Origin of the sequence: Pseudomonas sp. AU11447, assembly GCF_001672555.2 — a bacterium.
Classification (GTDB): domain Bacteria; phylum Pseudomonadota; class Gammaproteobacteria; order Pseudomonadales; family Pseudomonadaceae; genus Pseudomonas; species Pseudomonas nitroreducens.
On record NZ_LZDG02000044.1, the window covers coordinates 20542 to 39239 of the forward strand.

Annotated in this window: 21 protein-coding genes; 11 read left to right on the forward strand and 10 right to left on the reverse strand. The window is 65.2% G+C overall.

The window, feature by feature from the left end; all coding sequences use genetic code 11:
* Nucleotides 1–115: 115 nt before the first annotated feature.
* The 7 genes from A6723_RS15015 to A6723_RS15045 form a co-directional block, all read right to left on the reverse strand.
* The gene (locus A6723_RS15015) at nt 116–415 is read right to left on the reverse strand and encodes a hypothetical protein (protein WP_054911112.1); all 300 of its coding nucleotides are present in this window, start codon (nt 413–415) and stop codon (nt 116–118) included.
* A gap of 279 nt (nt 416–694) precedes the next feature.
* Nucleotides 695–853 carry a DUF3309 family protein gene (locus A6723_RS15020; protein WP_017522017.1) on the reverse strand — a complete coding sequence of 53 codons (159 nt, stop codon included), beginning with the start codon at nt 851–853 and terminating at the stop codon, nt 695–697.
* A gap of 120 nt (nt 854–973) precedes the next feature.
* Complete coding sequence (locus A6723_RS15025; RefSeq protein ID WP_054911113.1) at nt 974–1600, reverse strand: 3'-5' exonuclease; 627 nt, start codon at nt 1598–1600, stop codon at nt 974–976.
* A complete protein-coding gene (locus tag A6723_RS15030; protein WP_054911114.1) occupies nt 1597–3387 on the reverse strand; it encodes a DUF294 nucleotidyltransferase-like domain-containing protein in 1791 nt (596 codons plus the stop codon). Before A6723_RS15030 ends, A6723_RS15025 begins: the two co-directional genes overlap by 4 nt.
* A gap of 75 nt (nt 3388–3462) precedes the next feature.
* Nucleotides 3463–5118, reverse strand: coding sequence for a cation acetate symporter (locus A6723_RS15035; protein ID WP_054911115.1), 1656 nt, complete (start codon nt 5116–5118; stop codon nt 3463–3465).
* On the reverse strand, nt 5115–5426 hold the full coding sequence (locus A6723_RS15040; RefSeq protein WP_024763446.1) for a DUF485 domain-containing protein: 312 nt from the start codon (nt 5424–5426) through the stop codon (nt 5115–5117). The genes A6723_RS15035 and A6723_RS15040 overlap by 4 nt, the downstream gene beginning before the upstream one ends.
* 212 nt (nt 5427–5638) lie before the next feature.
* Nucleotides 5639–6493, reverse strand: coding sequence for a glycine betaine ABC transporter substrate-binding protein (locus tag A6723_RS15045; RefSeq protein ID WP_054911116.1), 855 nt, complete (start codon nt 6491–6493; stop codon nt 5639–5641).
* A gap of 285 nt (nt 6494–6778) precedes the next feature.
* Here A6723_RS15045 and A6723_RS15050 point away from each other — a divergent pair, with 285 nt between their 5' ends.
* Together A6723_RS15050 and A6723_RS15055 are read left to right on the forward strand one after the other, a co-directional pair.
* Nucleotides 6779–6991 (forward strand): DUF2061 domain-containing protein, encoded by a 213-nt coding sequence (locus A6723_RS15050; RefSeq protein ID WP_024763444.1) that lies wholly within the window; start codon nt 6779–6781, stop codon nt 6989–6991.
* A 74-nt stretch (nt 6992–7065) separates the two neighbouring features.
* Nucleotides 7066–8622 carry a hypothetical protein gene (locus A6723_RS15055; RefSeq protein ID WP_054911117.1) on the forward strand — a complete coding sequence of 519 codons (1557 nt, stop codon included), beginning with the start codon at nt 7066–7068 and terminating at the stop codon, nt 8620–8622.
* A gap of 1 nt (nt 8623) precedes the next feature.
* Here the strand turns inward: A6723_RS15055 and A6723_RS15060 are convergent, their stop codons facing one another.
* Complete coding sequence (locus A6723_RS15060) at nt 8624–8989, reverse strand: hypothetical protein (RefSeq protein WP_054911118.1); 366 nt, start codon at nt 8987–8989, stop codon at nt 8624–8626.
* A 111-nt stretch (nt 8990–9100) separates the two neighbouring features.
* On the opposite strand from A6723_RS15060, the gene A6723_RS15065 reads away from it, so the two are divergent.
* The 5 genes from A6723_RS15065 to A6723_RS15085 all read left to right on the forward strand — a co-directional run bounded on the left by A6723_RS15065 (nt 9101) and on the right by A6723_RS15085 (nt 13476).
* The gene (locus A6723_RS15065) at nt 9101–9667 is read left to right on the forward strand and encodes a hypothetical protein (protein ID WP_054911119.1); all 567 of its coding nucleotides are present in this window, start codon (nt 9101–9103) and stop codon (nt 9665–9667) included.
* A gap of 70 nt (nt 9668–9737) precedes the next feature.
* Nucleotides 9738–10223 (forward strand): GNAT family N-acetyltransferase, encoded by a 486-nt coding sequence (locus A6723_RS15070; RefSeq protein ID WP_054911120.1) that lies wholly within the window; start codon nt 9738–9740, stop codon nt 10221–10223.
* A gap of 85 nt (nt 10224–10308) precedes the next feature.
* Nucleotides 10309–11658, forward strand: a complete 1350-nt coding sequence (locus A6723_RS15075; protein ID WP_054911121.1) for an alpha/beta fold hydrolase — start codon at nt 10309–10311, stop codon at nt 11656–11658.
* Between the two features lie 4 nt (nt 11659–11662).
* A complete protein-coding gene (locus A6723_RS15080) occupies nt 11663–12475 on the forward strand; it encodes a VacJ family lipoprotein (protein WP_054911122.1) in 813 nt (270 codons plus the stop codon).
* Between the two features lie 140 nt (nt 12476–12615).
* Nucleotides 12616–13476: a pirin family protein gene (locus tag A6723_RS15085; protein WP_054911123.1), complete on the forward strand. Its 861-nt coding sequence runs from the start codon at nt 12616–12618 to the stop codon at nt 13474–13476.
* Between the two features lie 112 nt (nt 13477–13588).
* Here A6723_RS15085 and A6723_RS15090 read toward each other — a convergent pair whose 3' ends face one another.
* Together A6723_RS15090 and A6723_RS15095 are read right to left on the reverse strand one after the other, a co-directional pair.
* Nucleotides 13589–14773, reverse strand: a complete 1185-nt coding sequence (locus A6723_RS15090; protein ID WP_064979773.1) for a patatin-like phospholipase family protein — start codon at nt 14771–14773, stop codon at nt 13589–13591.
* Between the two features lie 45 nt (nt 14774–14818).
* Nucleotides 14819–15748 (reverse strand): lipid A biosynthesis lauroyl acyltransferase, encoded by a 930-nt coding sequence (locus A6723_RS15095; RefSeq protein ID WP_054911125.1) that lies wholly within the window; start codon nt 15746–15748, stop codon nt 14819–14821.
* A 144-nt stretch (nt 15749–15892) separates the two neighbouring features.
* On the opposite strand from A6723_RS15095, the gene minC reads away from it, so the two are divergent.
* The 4 genes from minC (at nt 15893) to A6723_RS15115 (ending at nt 18679) form a co-directional block, all read left to right on the forward strand.
* The gene (gene minC, locus A6723_RS15100) at nt 15893–16840 is read left to right on the forward strand and encodes a septum site-determining protein MinC (protein WP_054911126.1); all 948 of its coding nucleotides are present in this window, start codon (nt 15893–15895) and stop codon (nt 16838–16840) included.
* A gap of 61 nt (nt 16841–16901) precedes the next feature.
* Nucleotides 16902–17717, forward strand: coding sequence for a septum site-determining protein MinD (minD, locus tag A6723_RS15105; RefSeq protein WP_017522034.1), 816 nt, complete (start codon nt 16902–16904; stop codon nt 17715–17717).
* Nucleotides 17714–17968 carry a cell division topological specificity factor MinE gene (minE, locus tag A6723_RS15110; RefSeq protein WP_045210300.1) on the forward strand — a complete coding sequence of 85 codons (255 nt, stop codon included), beginning with the start codon at nt 17714–17716 and terminating at the stop codon, nt 17966–17968. Before minD ends, minE begins: the two co-directional genes overlap by 4 nt.
* A 75-nt stretch (nt 17969–18043) precedes the next feature.
* Nucleotides 18044–18679, forward strand: coding sequence for an RluA family pseudouridine synthase (locus tag A6723_RS15115; RefSeq protein ID WP_054911171.1), 636 nt, complete (start codon nt 18044–18046; stop codon nt 18677–18679).
* The last annotated feature ends 19 nt before the right edge of the window (nt 18680–18698 follow it).

Sequence of the window (18698 nt, forward strand, 5' to 3'; positions counted from 1 at the left end):
TGTCGACGACTGTGGCCCGAAGTGTAACCAAGGCTTTCGACCACCAGCGGTGAAATCAGGGCGCTGAATGCCCCTGGCAAACCGCCGGCGCACTAGCGCTTCACGGGTTGCCGGGTCAGGCCTGGACGAGCACGCAGAGCTTGCCCAGCACCAGGGCGATGCCGGCGGAGACGAGCAGGTGGGCAGCGCAGTTGATGCGCTCGCGCTTGAGCTGGGCAAAGCCCCGGATACGGTAGCGGAGGATGAAGATGCCCAGCGCCACGGGAAGGGCCGGGCCGAGGAAGGCGAACTGCCAATAGCGGTCGGGGTCGACCACCGGGTCCAGGGTCATGGCTTCGGCCAGCGGTGGCAGGCCCAGCCCGCACTGAACGAGCAACCACACCACGCCCAGCACAACCAGTACAACGCCCAGCATCCCTACGACTCCCTGATGGCAAAGGCCCAGTATGTTAGTACAGGCCACCCCAACGGGCTGTGCGACGAATCACCCTGTGGCGTATCAGCGCGGTGACAAAAAACGACTTGCCTGGCGCCACCGTGCAGGGTCATTCCCCTCACTCCAGCCCTCTCCCCGGGGAGAGGGAGCCGCTCTTGCCGGCTGACGCCTCGGATTCATCCTGTGCCGAACGTTCCCTTACTCCCCTGGGGAAGGGGCTAGGGTGAGGGGTTTAATGGTTCACGCCGATCCGCTCGGTCAGATTCGTCCGAGCAACAACAGCACCAGCAGGACGACCAGTACGACACCGATGACGCCCGAGGGGCCGTAACCCCAGTTGCGCGAGTGGGGGAAGACCGGCAAGCCACCGATCAGCATCAAGATCAGGATGATCAACAGAATAGTCCCGAGTCCCATATCGTCTCTCCTCTTTCAGTCGACGAGGGGCGATGGCTCGCGGGATGCGATTGGCCAGCGCTTATGAGTTCCGACCGGGCAGCTGCGCGGAAGATTCAAAGAATCTGCGCGCCGCCGGGATCAGTTCAGGTCGCGGGGTAATGAGCCCTTGCGCAGGCGCAGGAACATCAGCGCGGCAGTGCGCGCATCGCCGATGGCGGTGTGGCGGCCTTCGATGGGGATTTCCAGGTTGCGCGCCAGGGTGTCGAAACGCAGGTCCAGGTGCAGGTCGGGAAAACGCCGGCTCATCTTGCGGTGGTAGATCTCGGAGACCTCGACGCGGGGGTTGTCCAGCCGCGCGCCGAGTTGCTCGCGCAGATGCCGGCGCAGCACGGCGACGTCGAAGGACAGGTAATAACCCAGCAGCGGGCGGTCGCCGATGAACGCCTGTACCCGCTTCAGCGCCTCCGCCAGCGGCAGTTGGCCTTCGAGGTCAGCGCGGCGCAGTTTGTGGATGCGGATCGACTCGCCGTCCAGCGATGGCGGCGGTTCCACCAGCAGCTCCAGGCGTTCGCCGAGGATCAGCTTGCCACGGCGGATCACCACGGCGCCGATGCTGAGGATGTCGGCCTTGCGCGGATCGAGGCTGGTGGTTTCCAGGTCCAGCGACACCAGTTCCTCCGCCTCGGCCGGATCATGCCGCCACCAGTAGAGGCGGCGGCGCCAGGCGGACCAATGCGGATCGGGGGCGGCGACGCAGGCGTTCATCGGGTCTCCAGATGGAATTGGCGGGTCAGGCTCTGCTTGAACTTCTTCACCGTGTGCAAGCCGAAGCGCAGCAGGTCGCGCTCGTGGCGGCTCAGGCGGGAAACGTCGAGCCCCTGCTCGCGACCGTCACGCTTGCCGTCCAATTGCTGGCGCAGGCGTAGTTGAAGGAACAGCTCGAAGGACTCGACCAGGTTGTCCACCAGCGACTCGTCCAGCACGCCGAGCGCCTTCAGCGCAGTCAGCCGGCCCAGCGTGCCGCGCTCCTCCAGGCCTTCACGCACGGCCAGCACGCGGGCGCCGTGGACGATGGGGAAGATGCCGCCGCGCTTCACGTCGAGTTGCGCATCCTGGGTCTTGAGTTGGCCGAGGAAGGTCAGTGGTGTGTCGAATTGCAGCGCCGGCAAGGCGAGGTCGCTCATCCAGCGGCCGCTGTCGCCAGCCAGCTCACCCAGGCTTTCGCGCAGGCTGTCGAACAGCCGTCGGTTGCCCGCCACCGGCCAGGCATCGGCAAGAATCGACAGGCGCATCAGTTGCTCCGGGCGCCCCTGCAACGGCAACTCGCGCAACTCGCGCTGCCACTCCGACAAGGGTTTGCACCACTCCGGCCGGCTAGCCATCACGCCGCCGGGGCACGGCGGATAGCCGAACTCCAGCAAAGCGGCGGAGAATCGCTGCATCAGCAACAGCCCCTGCTCCACCGGCAGGCCGTCGTCGAGGATCAGGGCGTTGTCCTGGTCAGTCTTCAGCAGCTGTTCCGCGCGCCCTTCGCTGCCCATCACCAGCAGGCAGCAACGACCGCGCAGCACCGGCGGTACCTGCAGTTCGAAGAGGCGTTCGAGCAGTTGTTCGTTGAGCGCACTGACCAGTTGCATGATGAAGCGCAGGCGGATGCCATTGCCGGCCAGCGTGGCGATCAGGGTGTGCAGGGTTTGCGCGGCGGCGCGCAATTCGGCTTCGCTTTCAGCGCGGGCAATGCGCAGCGCCAGCACATGGGAATGGGTGGAGAACAGGCTGAGCACCTGGGTCAGGTGCAGCAGGCCAACCACCCTGCCCTCCTCGCACACCGCCACGCGTTCGATGCGCTGGCGGGTCATGAGGATCATCGCGTCGAAGAGAAAGTCACCCAGCTCGACATGGCTCAGCGGTCGGTGCGCCAGCGGGCCGATGGGTTGCGCCTCGCTGAAGCCATCGCGGAAATGTGCAGTCATCAGGTCGGTGCGGGTAACGATGCCCAGCGCACCGTCCTCGCGCACCAGCAAGGCATCGGCACCGCGGCTCAGCTGCAGGCGCGCCGCATCGCCCAGCGGCAACGTGGGCTCGACTTCGATGGCCGGCAACAGGTGTTCGGGGGCGATGCGGGTGAGGATGAATTCGGCCAGGTTCTGCCCGTCGCGACGCTCCAGCTGGCGTTTGCTGGCCAGGTCCGCGCGGAAGAATCGCGCGAACTCGGGATTGTCCGCGCAGAGCTGATGGAAAACCGCCGCGGGCAGTTCGTAGACGATGCTTTCTTCCACTGCCTGGTATCGGTGCTTGCTGCTGCCCGAGAGCAATCCGCGAACATCGAACAGGTCTTCGGCGCCGTATTGCGCGAACAGCCTGCCGTCCTCGCCGCGCTCTTCGATCACGCCCTTCATCAGGACGAACAGGCAAGGCACCGGCGCACCGGCCTCGAGCAGTACTTCGTCGACCGTGTAGTAACCCACGCTCAATGCATCGCGCAGCTGCTCGCGCTCCAGCGCGCGAAGCTGATCGAAGGGAGGTGAGGTGAAGTTGAAATCGTCGGACATCCGTTATCCATCCCTGTCAAAAAAGCAGGGCCGGAGGTGTTTCCACCTCCGGCCCCGGCAGGTTAGCTCAAGCGATCAGTGGGCAACGGCGCCAGTGGCACCCAGGCCGGTCTGCGAGCGAATGAATTGCGGGAAGAAGCGTGCACGCTCCTCGTCGGCAGCGGCGGACTTGTCGGTGATGGAGAAGAACCAGATGCCGATGAAGGCCACGGCCATGGAGAACAGCGCCGGGTACTCGTACGGGTAGATGGCTTTCTCGTGGCCGAGGATCTGTACCCAGATGGTCGGGCCGAGGATCATCAGGGTCACCGCGGTGATCAGGCCGAGCCAGCCGCCGATCTTCGCGCCACGGGTGGTCAGTTTCTTCCAGTACATGGAGAGCAGCAGTACCGGGAAGTTGCAGCTGGCAGCGATGGAGAAGGCCAGGCCGACCATGAAGGCGATGTTCTGCTTCTCGAACAGGATGCCGAGGACGATGGCCACCACGCCGAGGCAGATAGTGGTGATCTTCGACACGCGCAGCTCATCCTTCTCGTTGGCCTTGCCGCCTTTGAGCACGCTGGCGTACAGGTCGTGGGACACCGCCGAGGCACCGGCCAGGGTCAGGCCGGCAACCACCGCGAGGATGGTGGCGAAGGCCACGGCGGAGATGAAGCCGAGGAACAGGCTGCCCCCCACGGCGTCGGCCAGGTGTACGGCGGCCATGTTGTTGCCGCCCAGCAGGGCGCCGGTGGCGTCCTTGAAGTCCGGGTTGGTGCTGACCAGCAGGATCGCGCCGAAGCCGATGATGAAGGTCAGGATGTAGAAGTAGCCGATGAAGCCGGTAGCGAAGAACACCGACTTGCGGGCTTCCTTGGCGTCACTGACGGTGAAGAAGCGCATCAGGATGTGCGGCAGGCCGGCAGTGCCGAACATCAGCGCGAAGCCCAGGGAGAACGCGGAGATCGGGTCCTTCACCAGGCCGCCGGGGCTCATGATGCCCTCGCCTTTCGGGTGGACCTTGATGGCTTCGGAGAACAGGGTGCTGATGTCGAAGTTGACGTGCTTGAGCACCATGATCGCCATGAAGGTAGCGCCCGAGAGCAGCAGCACGGCCTTGATGATCTGTACCCAGGTGGTGGCGAGCATGCCGCCGAACAGCACGTACAGCACCATCAGGATGCCGACCAGGACCACGGCGACGTGGTAGTTCAGGCCGAACAGCAGCTCGATGAGCTTGCCGGCGCCGACCATCTGCGCGATCAGGTAGAAGGCCACGACCACCAGCGAGCCGCAGGCGGACAGGGTGCGGATGTCCTTCTGCTTGAGGCGGTAGGACGCCACGTCGGCGAAGGTGTACTTGCCCAGGTTGCGCAGGCGTTCGGCGATCAGGAAGAGGATGATCGGCCAACCGACGAGGAAGCCGATGGAGTAGATCAGGCCGTCGTAGCCGGAGGTGAACACCAGCGCGGAAATGCCGAGGAAGGAGGCGGCGGACATGTAGTCGCCGGCGATCGCCAGGCCGTTCTGGAAGCCGGTGATGCTACCGCCCGCGGTGTAGAAGTCAGCGGCGGATTTGCTGCGTTTGGAGGCCCAGTAGGTGATGCAAAGGGTCAGGCCGACGAAAGCGACGAACATGACGATGGCGGAGACGTTCAGCGGCTGGCGCTGTACCTCGCCGGTGAGGGCGTCAGCCCAGAGTGCGGGAGCGAATGCGGCCAGCGCGAGGGCCGCGGCGATACGGCCTTTCATTGCTGGGCCTCCTTGAGGATTTCCTGGTTGAGGCGGTCGAATTCACCGTTCGCCCGGCGCACGTAGATGCCGGTGAGCACGAAGGCCGAGAGGATCAGCCCGACGCCCATGGGGATGCCCCAGGTGACGGACGAATCGGCACTGATCTTCGCGCCGAGCAGCTGCGGCTGGAAGGCGATGAGCAGGATGAAGACCACGTACAGGCCCAACATGATCAGGGAGAGCAGCCAGGCGAATCGCTCGCGCTTGGCCACCAACTCTTTGAAGCGCGGATTGGTATCAATCCGCTGGTAGATGCTGTCGTTCATTTTGTTCTTGTCCTCACAGCGGGGATGACGCGGATGTCGTCGATCCCTAATTTATGTGTCCGCTGCAAGCGCTCCAGACGACTTTAGTCGTAGCGATTTGCCCTCTCTTGCGAACAAGCCCGGAATAGACGCCTCGGAATAAAAAAATCCCCCGCGAACGATGGCGTTCGCGGGGGATTCTTCTGTTGCTCGCGTCAGTTCGGCCTAGAAGATCACAGCCACTCTTTCACGCGATCCGGATGCGCTTCGACCCATTTCTTGGCGGCCACTTCCGGCTTCTCGCCGTTCTGCACCGCGAGCATGACTTCGCCGATTTCCTGGCCGTCCTTCCACTGGAATTTCTTCAGGAAGGCCCAGACTTCCGGCGCCTTTTTCTCCAGCGCCGGGTTGGCGACGCTGTCGACATGCTCCTCTTCGCCGTAGACCTTTTTCGGGTCTTCGAGGAACTTCAGCTTCCACTTGGCGAACATCCAGTGCGGAATCCAGCCGGTGACGGCGATGGCCTTCTTGTCGTTCTCCGCGCGGGTCAGCTCGGCGATCATGCCGCTGCCGGAACTGGCTACCAGCTTGTAGTCCAGGCCGTAGTCCTTGATCGCCTGGTCGGTCTTGAGCATCACCCCCGCGCCGGCGTCGATGCCGACGATGCGGCCGCCGAAGTCATCCTTCTGCGCCTTGAGGTCCTCGATGCTGTTGGCTTTCACGTATTCGGGCACGATCAGGCCGATCTTCGCACCTGGGTAGTTCACGCCCAGGTTGGTGACCTTGTCCTTCATCTTCTCGTAGTAGGCGCCGTGGGTGACCGGCAGCCAGGCCGAGAGCATGGCGTCGAGCTTGCCGCGCGCCACGCCCTGCCACATGATCCCGGCGGCAACCGGCATCAGCTTGACCTGGTAGCCGAGCTTCTCGCGCATGATCTCGGCGGCCACGTGCGTGGTGGCCACGCTGTCCGACCAGCCGTCCACGTAACCGATGGTGATTTCCGGCTTGGCCGCCGCACCGGCCAGCCCGGCCGCTGCCGACAGCACCAGCCCTGCGCCAAGGCCCAACAGGCGTCGCATCATAGACATGGTTTTCTCCCCGTGATTTTTCGTTGCGGCGTCCGAGTGGACCCGGCGCCATTCGCGGTCTTGGCCGCCCTTTCATGATCGGCGCCCGCTGCTGGCGAACTGCTCTGAGAACGACGCCAAACGGTCCGATCCACGACAGAATCCGTCCATCCACGACCGCGCCATTCCATCCGCGACGAAGGTGCCGGCCTATCGCCTCCATACAGAGGCTCGATTACCCGGCGGGGTTCCCGCGCAGTAGTCTTTCAGCAACGGAGAATCATTCTCGACTGGAGGATTGCCACCATGCTCAAGACCGTCACCTTCACCCTGATGCACTTCGCCATCGCCTTCAGCGTCGCCTACGCGCTGACCGGCAGCATCACCGTGGGCGGCCTGGTGGCGATCGTCGAGCCGCTGTGCAACGCGGTGGGCTTCCACTTCCACGAGAAGTTCTGGAAGCGCATCGAGGGCAACGCGGCCCAGCCGACGCACAACTGGATTCACCGCCACGCGTGAACGCCTCGCACGGGCACTGACGGCGGCGAGCGGCGTTGCTAAGATGCGCGCCTCGCCACGGTTCGCGTGCCCCCATGCCCCAGTCCTCGCGCTTTCCGCTTCTCCCTTACCTTCTCGCCCTGCTGCTTGCCCTGATCGCCCTCGGCGGCCTTTGGTACGGCCTGGGCAAACCGGTGGCCCTGCCCGACGCGGCCACGCCCACACACAAGCTGCAATGCGCGTCCTACAGCCCGTTCGCCAAGGACCAGTCGCCCTTCGACCAGCCCTTCGTCCTGCGCCCGGGGCAGATGGACGCCGACCTGGCGCTGCTGGCAACGCGCTTCGAGTGCGTGCGCACCTATTCCATGACCGGCCTGGAAGGCATCCCGGCGCTGGCGCGCAAGCACGGCCTGAAGCTGATGCTCGGCGCCTGGGTCAATGCCAACCCGGTGGATACCGATAGGGAAGTCGAGGCACTGATCAAGGCGGCCAACCAGTACCCGGACGTGGTACAGGCGGTGATCGTCGGCAACGAGACCCTGTTGCGCAAGGAAGTTACCGGGCGCTACCTCGCCGGGCTGATCCACAAGGTGAAGGCTCGTGTGCGCCAACCGGTGACCTACGCCGACGTCTGGGACTTCTGGCACCAGCACCCGGAGATCGCCCCGGCGGTAGACTTCGTCACCATCCATCTGTTGCCGTACTGGGAAGACAATCCCAGCGGGATCGACGATGCACTCGCCCACGTGGCGAAGATCCGCGAAGACTTCGGCCGCGAGTTCGCCCCCAAGGACATCCTGATCGGCGAAACCGGCTGGCCCAGCGAAGGCCGCCAGCGCGAAACCGCCCTGCCCAGCCGCGTCAACGAGGCGCGCTTCATCCGCGGCTTCGTGCACATGGCGGAGGAGAAAGGCTGGCGCTACAACCTGATCGAAGCCTTCGACCAGCCCTGGAAACGCCAGAGCGAAGGCGCGGTGGGCGGTTACTGGGGCCTGTTCAGCGCCGATCGCGAGGAGAAAGGCGTGCTCGCCGGGCCGGTCAGCAACCTGCCGGGCTGGCCGCTTTGGCTGGGACTTTCCGGCGTGATCCTGCTCGCTGGATTGCTCGTCGGCGGCCGCCCCGCCTCTGCCCGCCATGCCTTCCTGTTGCCGCTGGTTGGCGCACTCGGCGCCGGCTGCATCGGCCTGTGGCTGGAGCTGTCGGTGATCACCAGCCGCTTCTGGGGCGAGTGGCTCTGGTCGGCGGCACTGGTGGGCCTCAACCTGCTGGTGCTGCTGCACATCAGCCTGGCGCTGTCAGCCCGCGCGGGTTGGCGGTCGAAGGCGTTCGGCTGGCTGCAGCGCCACGCCGGCCTGTGGCTGGCGGCGGCCGGTTTCGCTGGCGCGGTACTGATGCTCGGGATGGTCTTCGACGCGCGCTACCGCAGCTTCCCCAGCGCGGCACTGCTGTTCCCGGCGCTGGTCTATCTGTGCCGGCCGGTTGCGACACCACGTCGAGAAGCACTGTTGCTGGCATTGATCATTGCCGCCGGGATTCCGGCACAGCTGGCGCTGGAAGGCTTGAGCAATCTTCAGGCACTGGGCTGGGCTGCGGTGAGCCTGCTCCTGCTCGGCGCACTGTTACGCGGACGGCTGGCGCCGCAAAAGGCCTGACTCAGCGTCCTGCTGCCCGCACCAGGCGCAACCCGGCCAATACCACCGCGAACACCGCGAGCCCGGCGTTGTACAGCACCAACGCCGGCAGCGTGACCAGCATCGCCAGCACCGCCAGCCACCAGCCGGCCTGGCGCGGCACGAAGAACGCCAGCAGCGAAAGCCCCAGGGCCAGCTTGCCGAATACGCCGAAGTGGATCGCCCAACCCAGCTGCGAACGCACGCCGCACTCCCAGCGCGCGGCCTCGTCGGCGCAGATGCCGACCCAGCGGCCATCCTCCATCAGCCCGAAACGTACGCCATAACTGGCGGCCAGCCACAGGGCCAGGGCGAGCAGCAGGAGGATCAGGGGCAAACGACGGGACATGGCGCCACTACTCCGGGCAGGCGGGAAATCGGCGCCCAGCATAACCAGCGCAAGGGCCGATGCAAGGGGGGCCGGTTGCAGCCTAGACTTCGCCCAGTAATGGAGCCTTCGATGAAACGATCGACCCTGTTCCTGCTGGCCTGCCTGGCGGGCAGCTTCTGGTGGCTCTGGCCGACCGAGCGTCCCCAGGCGCCGCAGCAGCACAGCCAGACACTGGCCAATGGCGGTTTCCGCCTGGAGCGCTATTCCATCTATCCGCTGGAGGATTTCAGCATCGAGGCGCGCGTGCTGGGCCGCGAGGATTACCGCCTGGGTCGCGAGGCGGAGTTGTCGCCCACCGATCTCGCCCTGGGCTGGGGGCCGATGGATGATCCGCGCGTGCTGGCCGATATCCGTATCACCCAGGGCAACCGCTGGTTCTACTGGCACGCCGACAAGCTGCCGATTCCCCGCCGGGAGCTGGAGACCCATGCCGCCAACATGCATATGATCCCGGCCAATGACGACGTGGCGCGCACCCTGGCCCAGGTCAGCGCCGGCGAGCACATTCGCCTCTCCGGCAAGCTGGTACGCGTGGAGGGCGATGACGGTTGGCGCTGGGTCAGTTCGCTGACCCGCGAGGACACCAGCGCCGGCGCCTGCGAGCTGGTCTGGGTGGAAAGCCTGGAGCATTACTGAAGCGCCCGGTTGCCAGCCGCGCCTGCCTTTGGGCATCCTCGCTGCGATCCCGCCCTGCAAGGAATTACCGATGCCTCGTGCCACCCTGCGCCCTGCCGTCCCCGACGACATCCCGCTGATTCTCGACCTCATCCGCGAGCTGGCCGACTATGAAAAGCTGGTCCACGAGGTGAAGGCCGACGCCCAGCGCATGCACGACCACCTGTTCGGCCCGCGCCCCTACGCCGAGGTGCTGATCGGCGAGGTGGACGGCGCGCCCCAGGGTTTTGCGCTGTTCTTCCACAACTACTCCACCTGGCTGAGCCAGCCCGGCATCTACCTCGAAGACCTCTACGTGCGCCCCGCGGCGCGTGGCGCCGGCCTGGGCAAGGCACTGCTCACGGAGCTGGCGCGGCTGGCAGTGGAACGTGGCTGTGGCCGGCTGGAATGGTCGGTGCTGGACTGGAACGAACCGGCCATTGGTTTCTATCGCAGCCTGGGCGCGCGCCCACAGGACGAATGGAGCGTCTATCGTCTAACCGGTGACGCACTCGGGGACCTCGCGCGCAAAGGCTGACAAGCAAGTTGCACTTGTCGGAAATGTGCTGGTCTTAATCGCCGGTCACCTTTGAGTTGGCCTCCTCTTGAAAGGACTCCGAACCATGACATTTCTTGACCGCTTGGCTGCCCTGATCGGTTGCCTCGCACTGGGACTCGCCGGGCCGGCATTTGCCCGCGATGTGGATCAGGCCAGCTACGGCTACCCATTGATCAACCCGTTCGAGGCGACCATCGCCACCACCCCGCCGGAGCTGCGCCCGCAACTGCCGGCGGACGAGGACATCCGCCAGTCGGACTACGCACTCAAGCTGCGCCCCGAGCGCGAGTACGAGCTGCCGAGCAACTTCTGGCCAGTGAAGAAGCTGCACTACCGCCTGGCCTGGCAGAACCACAAGGCGCCGCTGGTATTCATCATTGCCGGCACCGGCGCCAACTATGCCAGCACGACGCCGGAGTACCTCAAGCGCCTCTTCTACGGCGCCGGCTACCACGTGGTGCAACTGTCCTCGCCGACCAGCTGGGACTTCATGGTCGGCGCTTCCCACGTCGCCACTCCCGGCTACACGCCCGACGATGCCGACGACCTGTACAGAGTCATGCAGGCGGTGCGCGCGCAGCATCCGGACCTGCCTGTCAGCGACTACTACCTGACCGGCTACAGCCTGGGCGCGCTGCACGCAGCCTTTGTCAGCAAGCTCGACGAAACCCGCCGCAGCTTCAACTTCAAGCGAGTGTTGCTGCTCAACCCGCCGGTGAACCTCTACACCTCGGTGAGCAACCTCGACAAGCTGGTGCAGACCCAGGTCAAGGGCATCAACGACACCAACACCTTCTACCAGGTGATCCTGGCCAAGCTGACCCGCTACTTCAACCAGAAGGGCTACGTCGACCTCAACGACGCCTTCCTCTTCGACCTGCAGCAGTCCAAGCAACACCTCTCCAATGAAGAGATGGCGATGCTGATCGGCGCGGTGTTCCGCTTCTCCTCCGCCGACATCGCCTTCACCTCCGACCTGATCAACCGCCGCGGCCTGATCACCCCGCCCAAGTACCCGATCACCGAAGGCACCAGCCTGACGCCGTTCTTCAAGCGCGCCATGCAGTGCGACTTCGAGTGCTACATGACCGACCAGTTGATGCCGCTATGGCGCGCCAAGTACGACGGCGGCAGCCTCCCGCAGCTGGTCGACCAGGTCAGCCTGTATGGGGTCCAGGACTACCTGAAGCAGAGCCCGAAGATCGCCGTCATGCACAACGCCGACGACGTCATCCTTGGCCCGGGCGATATCGGCTTCCTGCGCCGCACCTTTGGTGATCGCCTGACGCTCTACCCACGCGGCGGCCACTGCGGCAACCTCAATTACCGCGTGAACGCCCAGGACATGCTGGGCTTCTTCAAGGGACAGGGTGCTCCGGCCGACGGCCTGGCCACCGCGCAGACAGGGAACTGACTCCATGCCACTCCGCCATTCCTGGACTCTTGCCCTGCTGCTGGCCTGCGGCGTCGCCCAGGCCGAGACCGCGCAACCGGTACAGACGCCCATCACCACCAAGTTCGACATGGCGCCGGACGACGACGGCTTCAAGCACCCGCTCGACGCACTGAAGTTCAACCCCGGCCTGGACCAGCGCGAGTTCGAGCGCGCCACCTTCGACGCGCTCAACGTCTACGACCCCTGGGAGTCGTGGAACCGCCGGGTCTATCACTTCAACTACCGCTTCGACGAGTGGGTCTTCCTGCCCGTGGTGCACGGCTACGAGTACGTCACCCCGCACTTCGTGCGTACTGGCGTGAGCAACTTCTTCAGCAACCTGGGCGAAGTGCCGACGCTGCTCAACAGCGTTGCCCAGCTCAAGCCCCAGCGCGCGGCGAACAGCACCGCGCGGCTGCTGTTCAACACCATCTTCGGCATCGGCGGCCTGTGGGACCCGGCCACCGCCATGGGCCTGCCCAAGCTCAGCGAGGACTTCGGCCAGACGCTGGGCTACTGGGGCGTCCCCGATGGCCCCTACCTGATGCTGCCGATCCTCGGCCCGTCCAACCTGCGCGACACCGGCGGGCTGGTCACCGACTTCGTCGCCGCCCGCGAAGTGAACTACCTGGACTACTCGGAGATCAGCCGCGAGTACTGGGAACTGCCGGTGCTGGAGATCATCGACAAGCGCTACAGCAATGGCTTCCGCTACGGGCAGATGAACACGCCCTTCGAGTACGAGAAGCTGCGCTACTTCTACACCGAAGCCCGGCGCCTGCAGATTCAGGAGTGAATCGGAACCGTCGCCCTTGGGCGGCGGTTTTCTTTTCATTAATACATCTATTTTATCGATTGGTAAGCTGAAAAACTCGCAACCATTTATCCATCAATTGGGACTAGGATGATCTCCATTCACAGATCAAGGAGGTCCCCATGACCCGTTTACGTACCGTGATCGACCAGCACATCGGCCACCCGGCCTCCGACGGCGCCGGCGTGCGCCTGACCCGCGTCATTGGCGGTGCGGGCATCGAACGCTTCGATCCGTTCCTGATGCTCGACCAGTTCGACACGCAGAACCCCGACGACTACATCGCCGGCTTCCCCTCGCACCCGCACCGCGGCTTCGAGACCGTCACCTACATGCTCGAAGGGCGCATGCGCCACGAAGACCACCTGGGCAATACCGGCCTGCTCAAGCCCGGCGGCGTGCAGTGGATGACGGCGGCCCACGGCATCATCCACAGCGAGATGCCCGAGCAGGTGGAAGGCGCCATGCGTGGCTTCCAGCTGTGGCTGAACCTGCCGGCGAAGGACAAGCTGTCCCCGGCCGGCTACCGCGATATCGAGCCGGAAGACGTGCCGCGCGTGACCACCGGGCAAGGTGTGGGCGTGACCGTGATCGCCGGGCGCTTCGACGACGGCGAGACCGCCGTCGATGGCGCGGTACAGCGTCCGGGCACCGAACCGCACTATTACGATCTGGTCCTGCCGGCGGGCACTTCGGTGGCTCCGCAGATTCCGGCGGGCCATCGGGTGATGCTGTACGTCTATGAGGGTTCGCTGCAGGTACCGGGCGAGCGCGGCAACGAGAACGTCGCCACCAACCGCCTGGTGCGCCTGGGCCAGGGCGACAAGATCCAGCTGTCCAGCGACCAAGGCGCGCGCGTCCTGCTGCTGGCCGGCAAGCCGCTCAATGAGCCCATCGTGCAGTACGGCCCGTTCGTGATGAACAGCCGCGAGGAAATCGAGCAGGCCCTGCGCGACTACCGCGATGGCGTTTTCGCGGTCTGACTGAAGCCCAATGAGCTTTCGTAGGATGGGTGGAGCTTGCGATACCCATCGTCCGGAGCGGCCGGAAAAATGATGGGTATCGCTTCGCTCCACGCCATCCCACGAAGGGTTCCTACAGCGACCACTCCTCCATCCCCAGAAAGCGCGCGATCTCCGCGCGCTTTTCCATGGCATCGCGATACCCCAGATCGATCAGCGCATTGCAGTAGCCCGGCTCGAACAGCAGGTAGCTGAGCACGCCCGCCCCGCTCGCCTTGGTCGCCCCCGGCCCGCGCAGGAACAGGCGCAACGCGCGCGGCAGTTCGTGGCGATACTGCGCGGCGATCTCGTCCAGCGGCCGGCTTGGCGAAATCAGCAGCACGTCCACCGGCGCCAGCCCCAACGTCGAGCGGCGCGCCTCCTCGGGGACCAGCGAACTGAGGAAGTTGATGCGGTGCAGCAACTCGATATCGCCTTCCAGGCTGTCGATGAAGGTGCTGTTGAGAAGATGGATACCTACCTGCGCCAGGCTCGGCGGCTGGCCGGTACGGTAGTTCGCCACGGACTCGTTGGCACTGCCGACGGTGGGATTGCCGCTCACACCAATCACCAGAACGCGGTTGGCGCCCAGATGCAACGCCGGGCTGATCGGCGCCTGCTGCCGAACCGCACCGTCGCCGAAGAACTCGCGGAGAATCTTCACCGGGCGGAACAGCAACGGAATCGCCGAACTGGCCAGCAAATGCTCGATCTGCAGGCGCGTCGGCACGCCGATACGCCGGTGGCGCAGCCACGGATCGATGGTGGCGCGGCCTTGGTAGAAGGTCACCGCCTGCCCGGACTCGTAGCCGAATGCGGTGACTGCCACTGCGCGCAGGTTGCGGCGGCGCACCGCGGCGGCGATGCCGGACAGGTCCAATTCGCGCTCCAGGAGATAGCGCAACGGGGTGCTGTCCAGCAGCGCCACCGGCTCGCGCTTGCCCAGCCCGAGCAGGCTGTGGCCGAGGAACTTGAAGGCCTGGCTGAACACGCCCGGCCAGTCGGAACGGTACACCTGCCCGGTGCGAAAACCCTTCCAGACCTTGGTCAGGCGCTCCACCGCGCCGGTGAAGGACAGCGCACCGCAGGCGAGGCCGACGGCATTGATGGCGCCAGCTGAAGTGCCGACGATCACCGGGAAGGGATTCTCCGCCCCCTCGGGCAGCAGCTCGGCGATGGCGGCCAGCACGCCGACCTGGTAGGCCGCCCGCGCGCCGCCGCCGGAAAGTATGAGGCCGGTGACGGCCGGGGAAGTCGGTGCAGTGGCGGAGTCGGTCACAGCTGAAGTCCTTGTCGCGTCGTTACCAGCGTAGACCGCCCCGGCCTACTTCTTGTCGTAGAGCTTCGGCTCGCCCTCGGGGCGGCTCTTGAAGCGCCGATGCGCCCAGAGGTACTGCTCGGGCTGACGGCGAATCTCGCTTTCCACCCATTGGTTGATACGCAGGCAGTCGGCCTCTTCGCTCTCGCCGGGGAAATCTTCCAGCGGCGGATGGATGGTCAGGCGGTAGCCCGAGCCGTCAGCCAGGCGCGACTGGGTAAAGGGCAGCACCAGCGCGCGGCCCAGGCGGGCGAACTTGGTGGTGGCGGTGACAGTAGCCGCCTGGATGCCGAACAACGGCACGAACAGGCTCTGCTTGGCGCCGTAATCCTGGTCCGGCGCGTACCAGATGGCCCGGCCGGCGCGCAGCACCTTGAGCATGGCGCGCACATCCTCGCGCTCGATGGCGGTAGCGTCGGCGTTATGCCGCTCGCGGCCGGTACGCTGGACGAAGTCGAACACCGGGTTATCGTGCTCGCGGTACATGCCGTCGATGGTCTGCACCTGGCCCAGCAGCGCCGCGCCGATCTCCAGGGTGGTGAAGTGCATGGCCATGAGGATCACGCCCTTGCCTTCGGCCTCGGCCTTCTTCAGGTGCTCGATGCCTTCGATGTGGGCGAGCTTGGCCAGACGGGCCTTGGGCCACCACCAGCTCATGGCCATCTCGAAGAAGGCGATGCCGGTGGATGCGAAGTTTTCCTTGAGCAGACGCTTGCGCTCGGCGGCGGACAGTTCCGGGAAACACAACTCCAGATTGCGTGCGGCGATCGCTCGGCGGCTGCCGACCACGCGGTACATCAGCGCCCCCAGTCCGCGGCCCAGGCCCAGTAGCGCCGGGTACGGCAGCTGCACCACCAGCCACAGCACGCCGAGGCCGAGCCAGAGCGGCCAGTGGCGGGGATGGAGGAACTCACGGCGAAAGGTGGGGCGGTCCATGGAACTTTCCGGCTAGGTCAAAGCCCGACATTCTACCTTGCCGGCGCACACCGCGCCCGCCTTCAGGCCCTGGCCGTGCGCCACGCTTGCGGCTGCCGGGGCGCTCCGTTATAAGTCCACACCATTTAGTGATGCAGCCTGACCATGAGCCAAGCCGACCTTCTCGACCACGATCCCGTATTCCAGCTCAAGGGCAGCATGCTGGCCGTCACCGTTCTGGAACTGGCCCACAATGACCTGCCGCGCCTGGACCGCCAGCTCGCCGACAAGGTCGCCCAGGCCCCCAACTTCTTCCGCGACACCCCGCTGGTGCTGGCGCTGGACAAGCTGCCCGACGGCGAAGGCCAGCTCGACCTGCAAGGCGTGCTGGACATCTGCCGCCGCCACGGCCTGCGCACCCTGGCCATCCGCGCCAGCCGCGAGGAAGACATCCGCCTAGCCACCATGTTCGACATCCCCGTGCTGCCGCCGTCGGGCTCCTCCCGCGAGCGCCCGGTCGAACCCAAGGACGCCGTCCCGCAGGTGACCGGCGCCGCGCCGGTACGTCGCCCGCGCGGCGAAAAACTTTCGGAAAAAGTGGTCGAGCAGGCCGCCGGCGCTGGCGTGCAGGCCGAGAAACCGGCCGAGAAACCAGCTGAGCAGTCCACCGAGGCCAAGCCGGAGAACGCCGCAGAAGCGCCCGCCGAGGCAACTGCCGAAACGCTGGAGCCGGCCAAGGAAGCCGCTGAGCAAAAGCCCGCCGAACCGCCGGCACCGGTCGTCCGCCCGACCAAGCTGGTGACCACTCCGGTCCGCGGCGGCGTGCAGATCTACGCCGCTGGCGGCGACCTGATCGTGCTCGCCCCCGTCAGCCCGGGTGCGGAACTTCTCGCCGACGGAAATATCCATGTGTACGGTCCGATGCGCGGACGCGCCCTGGCAGGTGTCAAGGGCGATACCAGCGCACGTATTTTCTGCCAGCAGCTGGCCGCGGAACTCGTGTCCATCGCTGGTAATTACAAGGTCGCCGAAGACCTTCGACGCAGTCCGCAATGGGGGCAGGCGGTGCACGTCAGCCTGTCGGGTGACGTGTTGAACATCACCCGCCTTTAACGGATACTGCCGCGACTTTCAGGGACCAGAATTCTTCGTTTTTTCTTTGGGGTGAATCACCTTGGCCAAGATCCTCGTAGTCACTTCCGGTAAGGGTGGCGTCGGTAAAACCACCACCAGCGCAGCCATCGGCACCGGCCTGGCCCTGCGCGGCCACAAGACCGTCATCGTCGACTTCGACGTGGGCCTGCGTAACCTCGACCTGATCATGGGCTGCGAACGCCGCGTGGTTTACGACTTCGTCAACGTCATCAACGGCGAAGCCACCCTGACCCAGGCCCTGATCAAGGACAAGCGCCTCGAGAACCTGTTCGTACTGGCTGCCAGCCAGACCCGCGACAAGGACGCCCTCACCCAGGAAGGCGTCGGCAAGGTCATCGAAGAACTCAAGCAGTCCTTCGACTACGTGATCTGCGACTCCCCGGCCGGCATCGAGAAAGGCGCCCACCTGGCCATGTACTACGCCGACGAGGCGATCGTCGTGACCAACCCGGAAGTCTCCTCGGTCCGCGACTCCGACCGCATGCTCGGCCTGCTGGCCAGCAAGTCCGCCCGCGCCGAGAAAGGCGAGGACGCGATCAAGGAACACCTGCTGCTGACCCGCTACAACCCCGAGCGCGTCACCAAGGGCGAAATGCTCGGCGTCGAGGACGTCGAGGAAATCCTGGCCATCCGTCTGCTCGGCGTGATCCCGGAATCCCAGGCCGTGCTGAAGGCATCCAACCAGGGCGTACCGGTCATCCTCGATGAAGAGAGCGATGCTGGCCAGGCGTACAGCGACGCCGTCGAGCGACTGCTGGGCAAGGAAATGCCCCATCGGTTCCTCGATGTGCAGAAGAAAGGATTCCTGCAACGACTGTTCGGAGGACGTGAATGAGCCTTTTAGATTTCTTCCGCAGCCGGAAGGCGCAAAACAGCGCATCCATCGCGAAAGAAAGACTCCAGATCATCGTCGCCCACGAGCGCGGCAACCGTTCGCAACCGGACTACCTCCCGCAGTTGCAGAAAGACCTGCTGGAAGTGATCCGCAAATACGTGCCCATCGACCAGGAACAAGTCCAGGTCGAGCTGGCCAACCAGGGCAGCTGTTCGATCCTGGAACTCAACATCACCCTGCCGGAGCGTTGATCCGGCTGTGGTGAACCTGCGGCGGCTTCGGCCGCCGCAGTCGTTTTCGTCATTCTTATTCGCGCAAGAGCTTCCATGCCGCTTTCCCAGATCGAATTCGTCCATGAGGACGCCGCCCTGCTGGTGGTGAACAAGCCCACCCTGCTGCTCTCCGTGCCCGGCCGGGCGGACGACAACAAGGACTGCCTGATCACCCGTTTGCAGGAGAACGGCTACCCGGAAGCGCGCATCGTCCACCGGCTGGACTGGGAGACCTCCGGGCTGATCGTGCTGGCCCGTGATGCCGACAGCCACCGCGAGCTGTCCCGCCAGTTCCACGACCGCGAGACCGAGAAGGCCTACACCGCCCTGTGCTGGGGTGAGCCGGAACTGGACAGTGGCCGCATCGAGGCACCGCTGCGCTACGACCCGCCAACCAAGCCGCGCCACGTGGTGGACTTCGAACAGGGCCGTCATGCGCTGACCTTCTGGCGGGTCATGGAGCGCCACGGCAACTGGAGCCGCGTCGAACTCACGCCAATCACCGGTCGCTCGCACCAGCTGCGCGTGCACATGCTGACCATCGGCCACCCGCTGCTGGGTGACCGCCTGTACGCCGAAGGCGAAGCCCTGACCCTGCGCGACCGCCTGTGCCTGCACGCCAGCATGCTGGCCCTGACCCACCCGCAGACCGGCGAGCGCCTGCGCTTCGAGTCGCCCACACCGTTCTGATCGCCTGTATCCGCTCTAC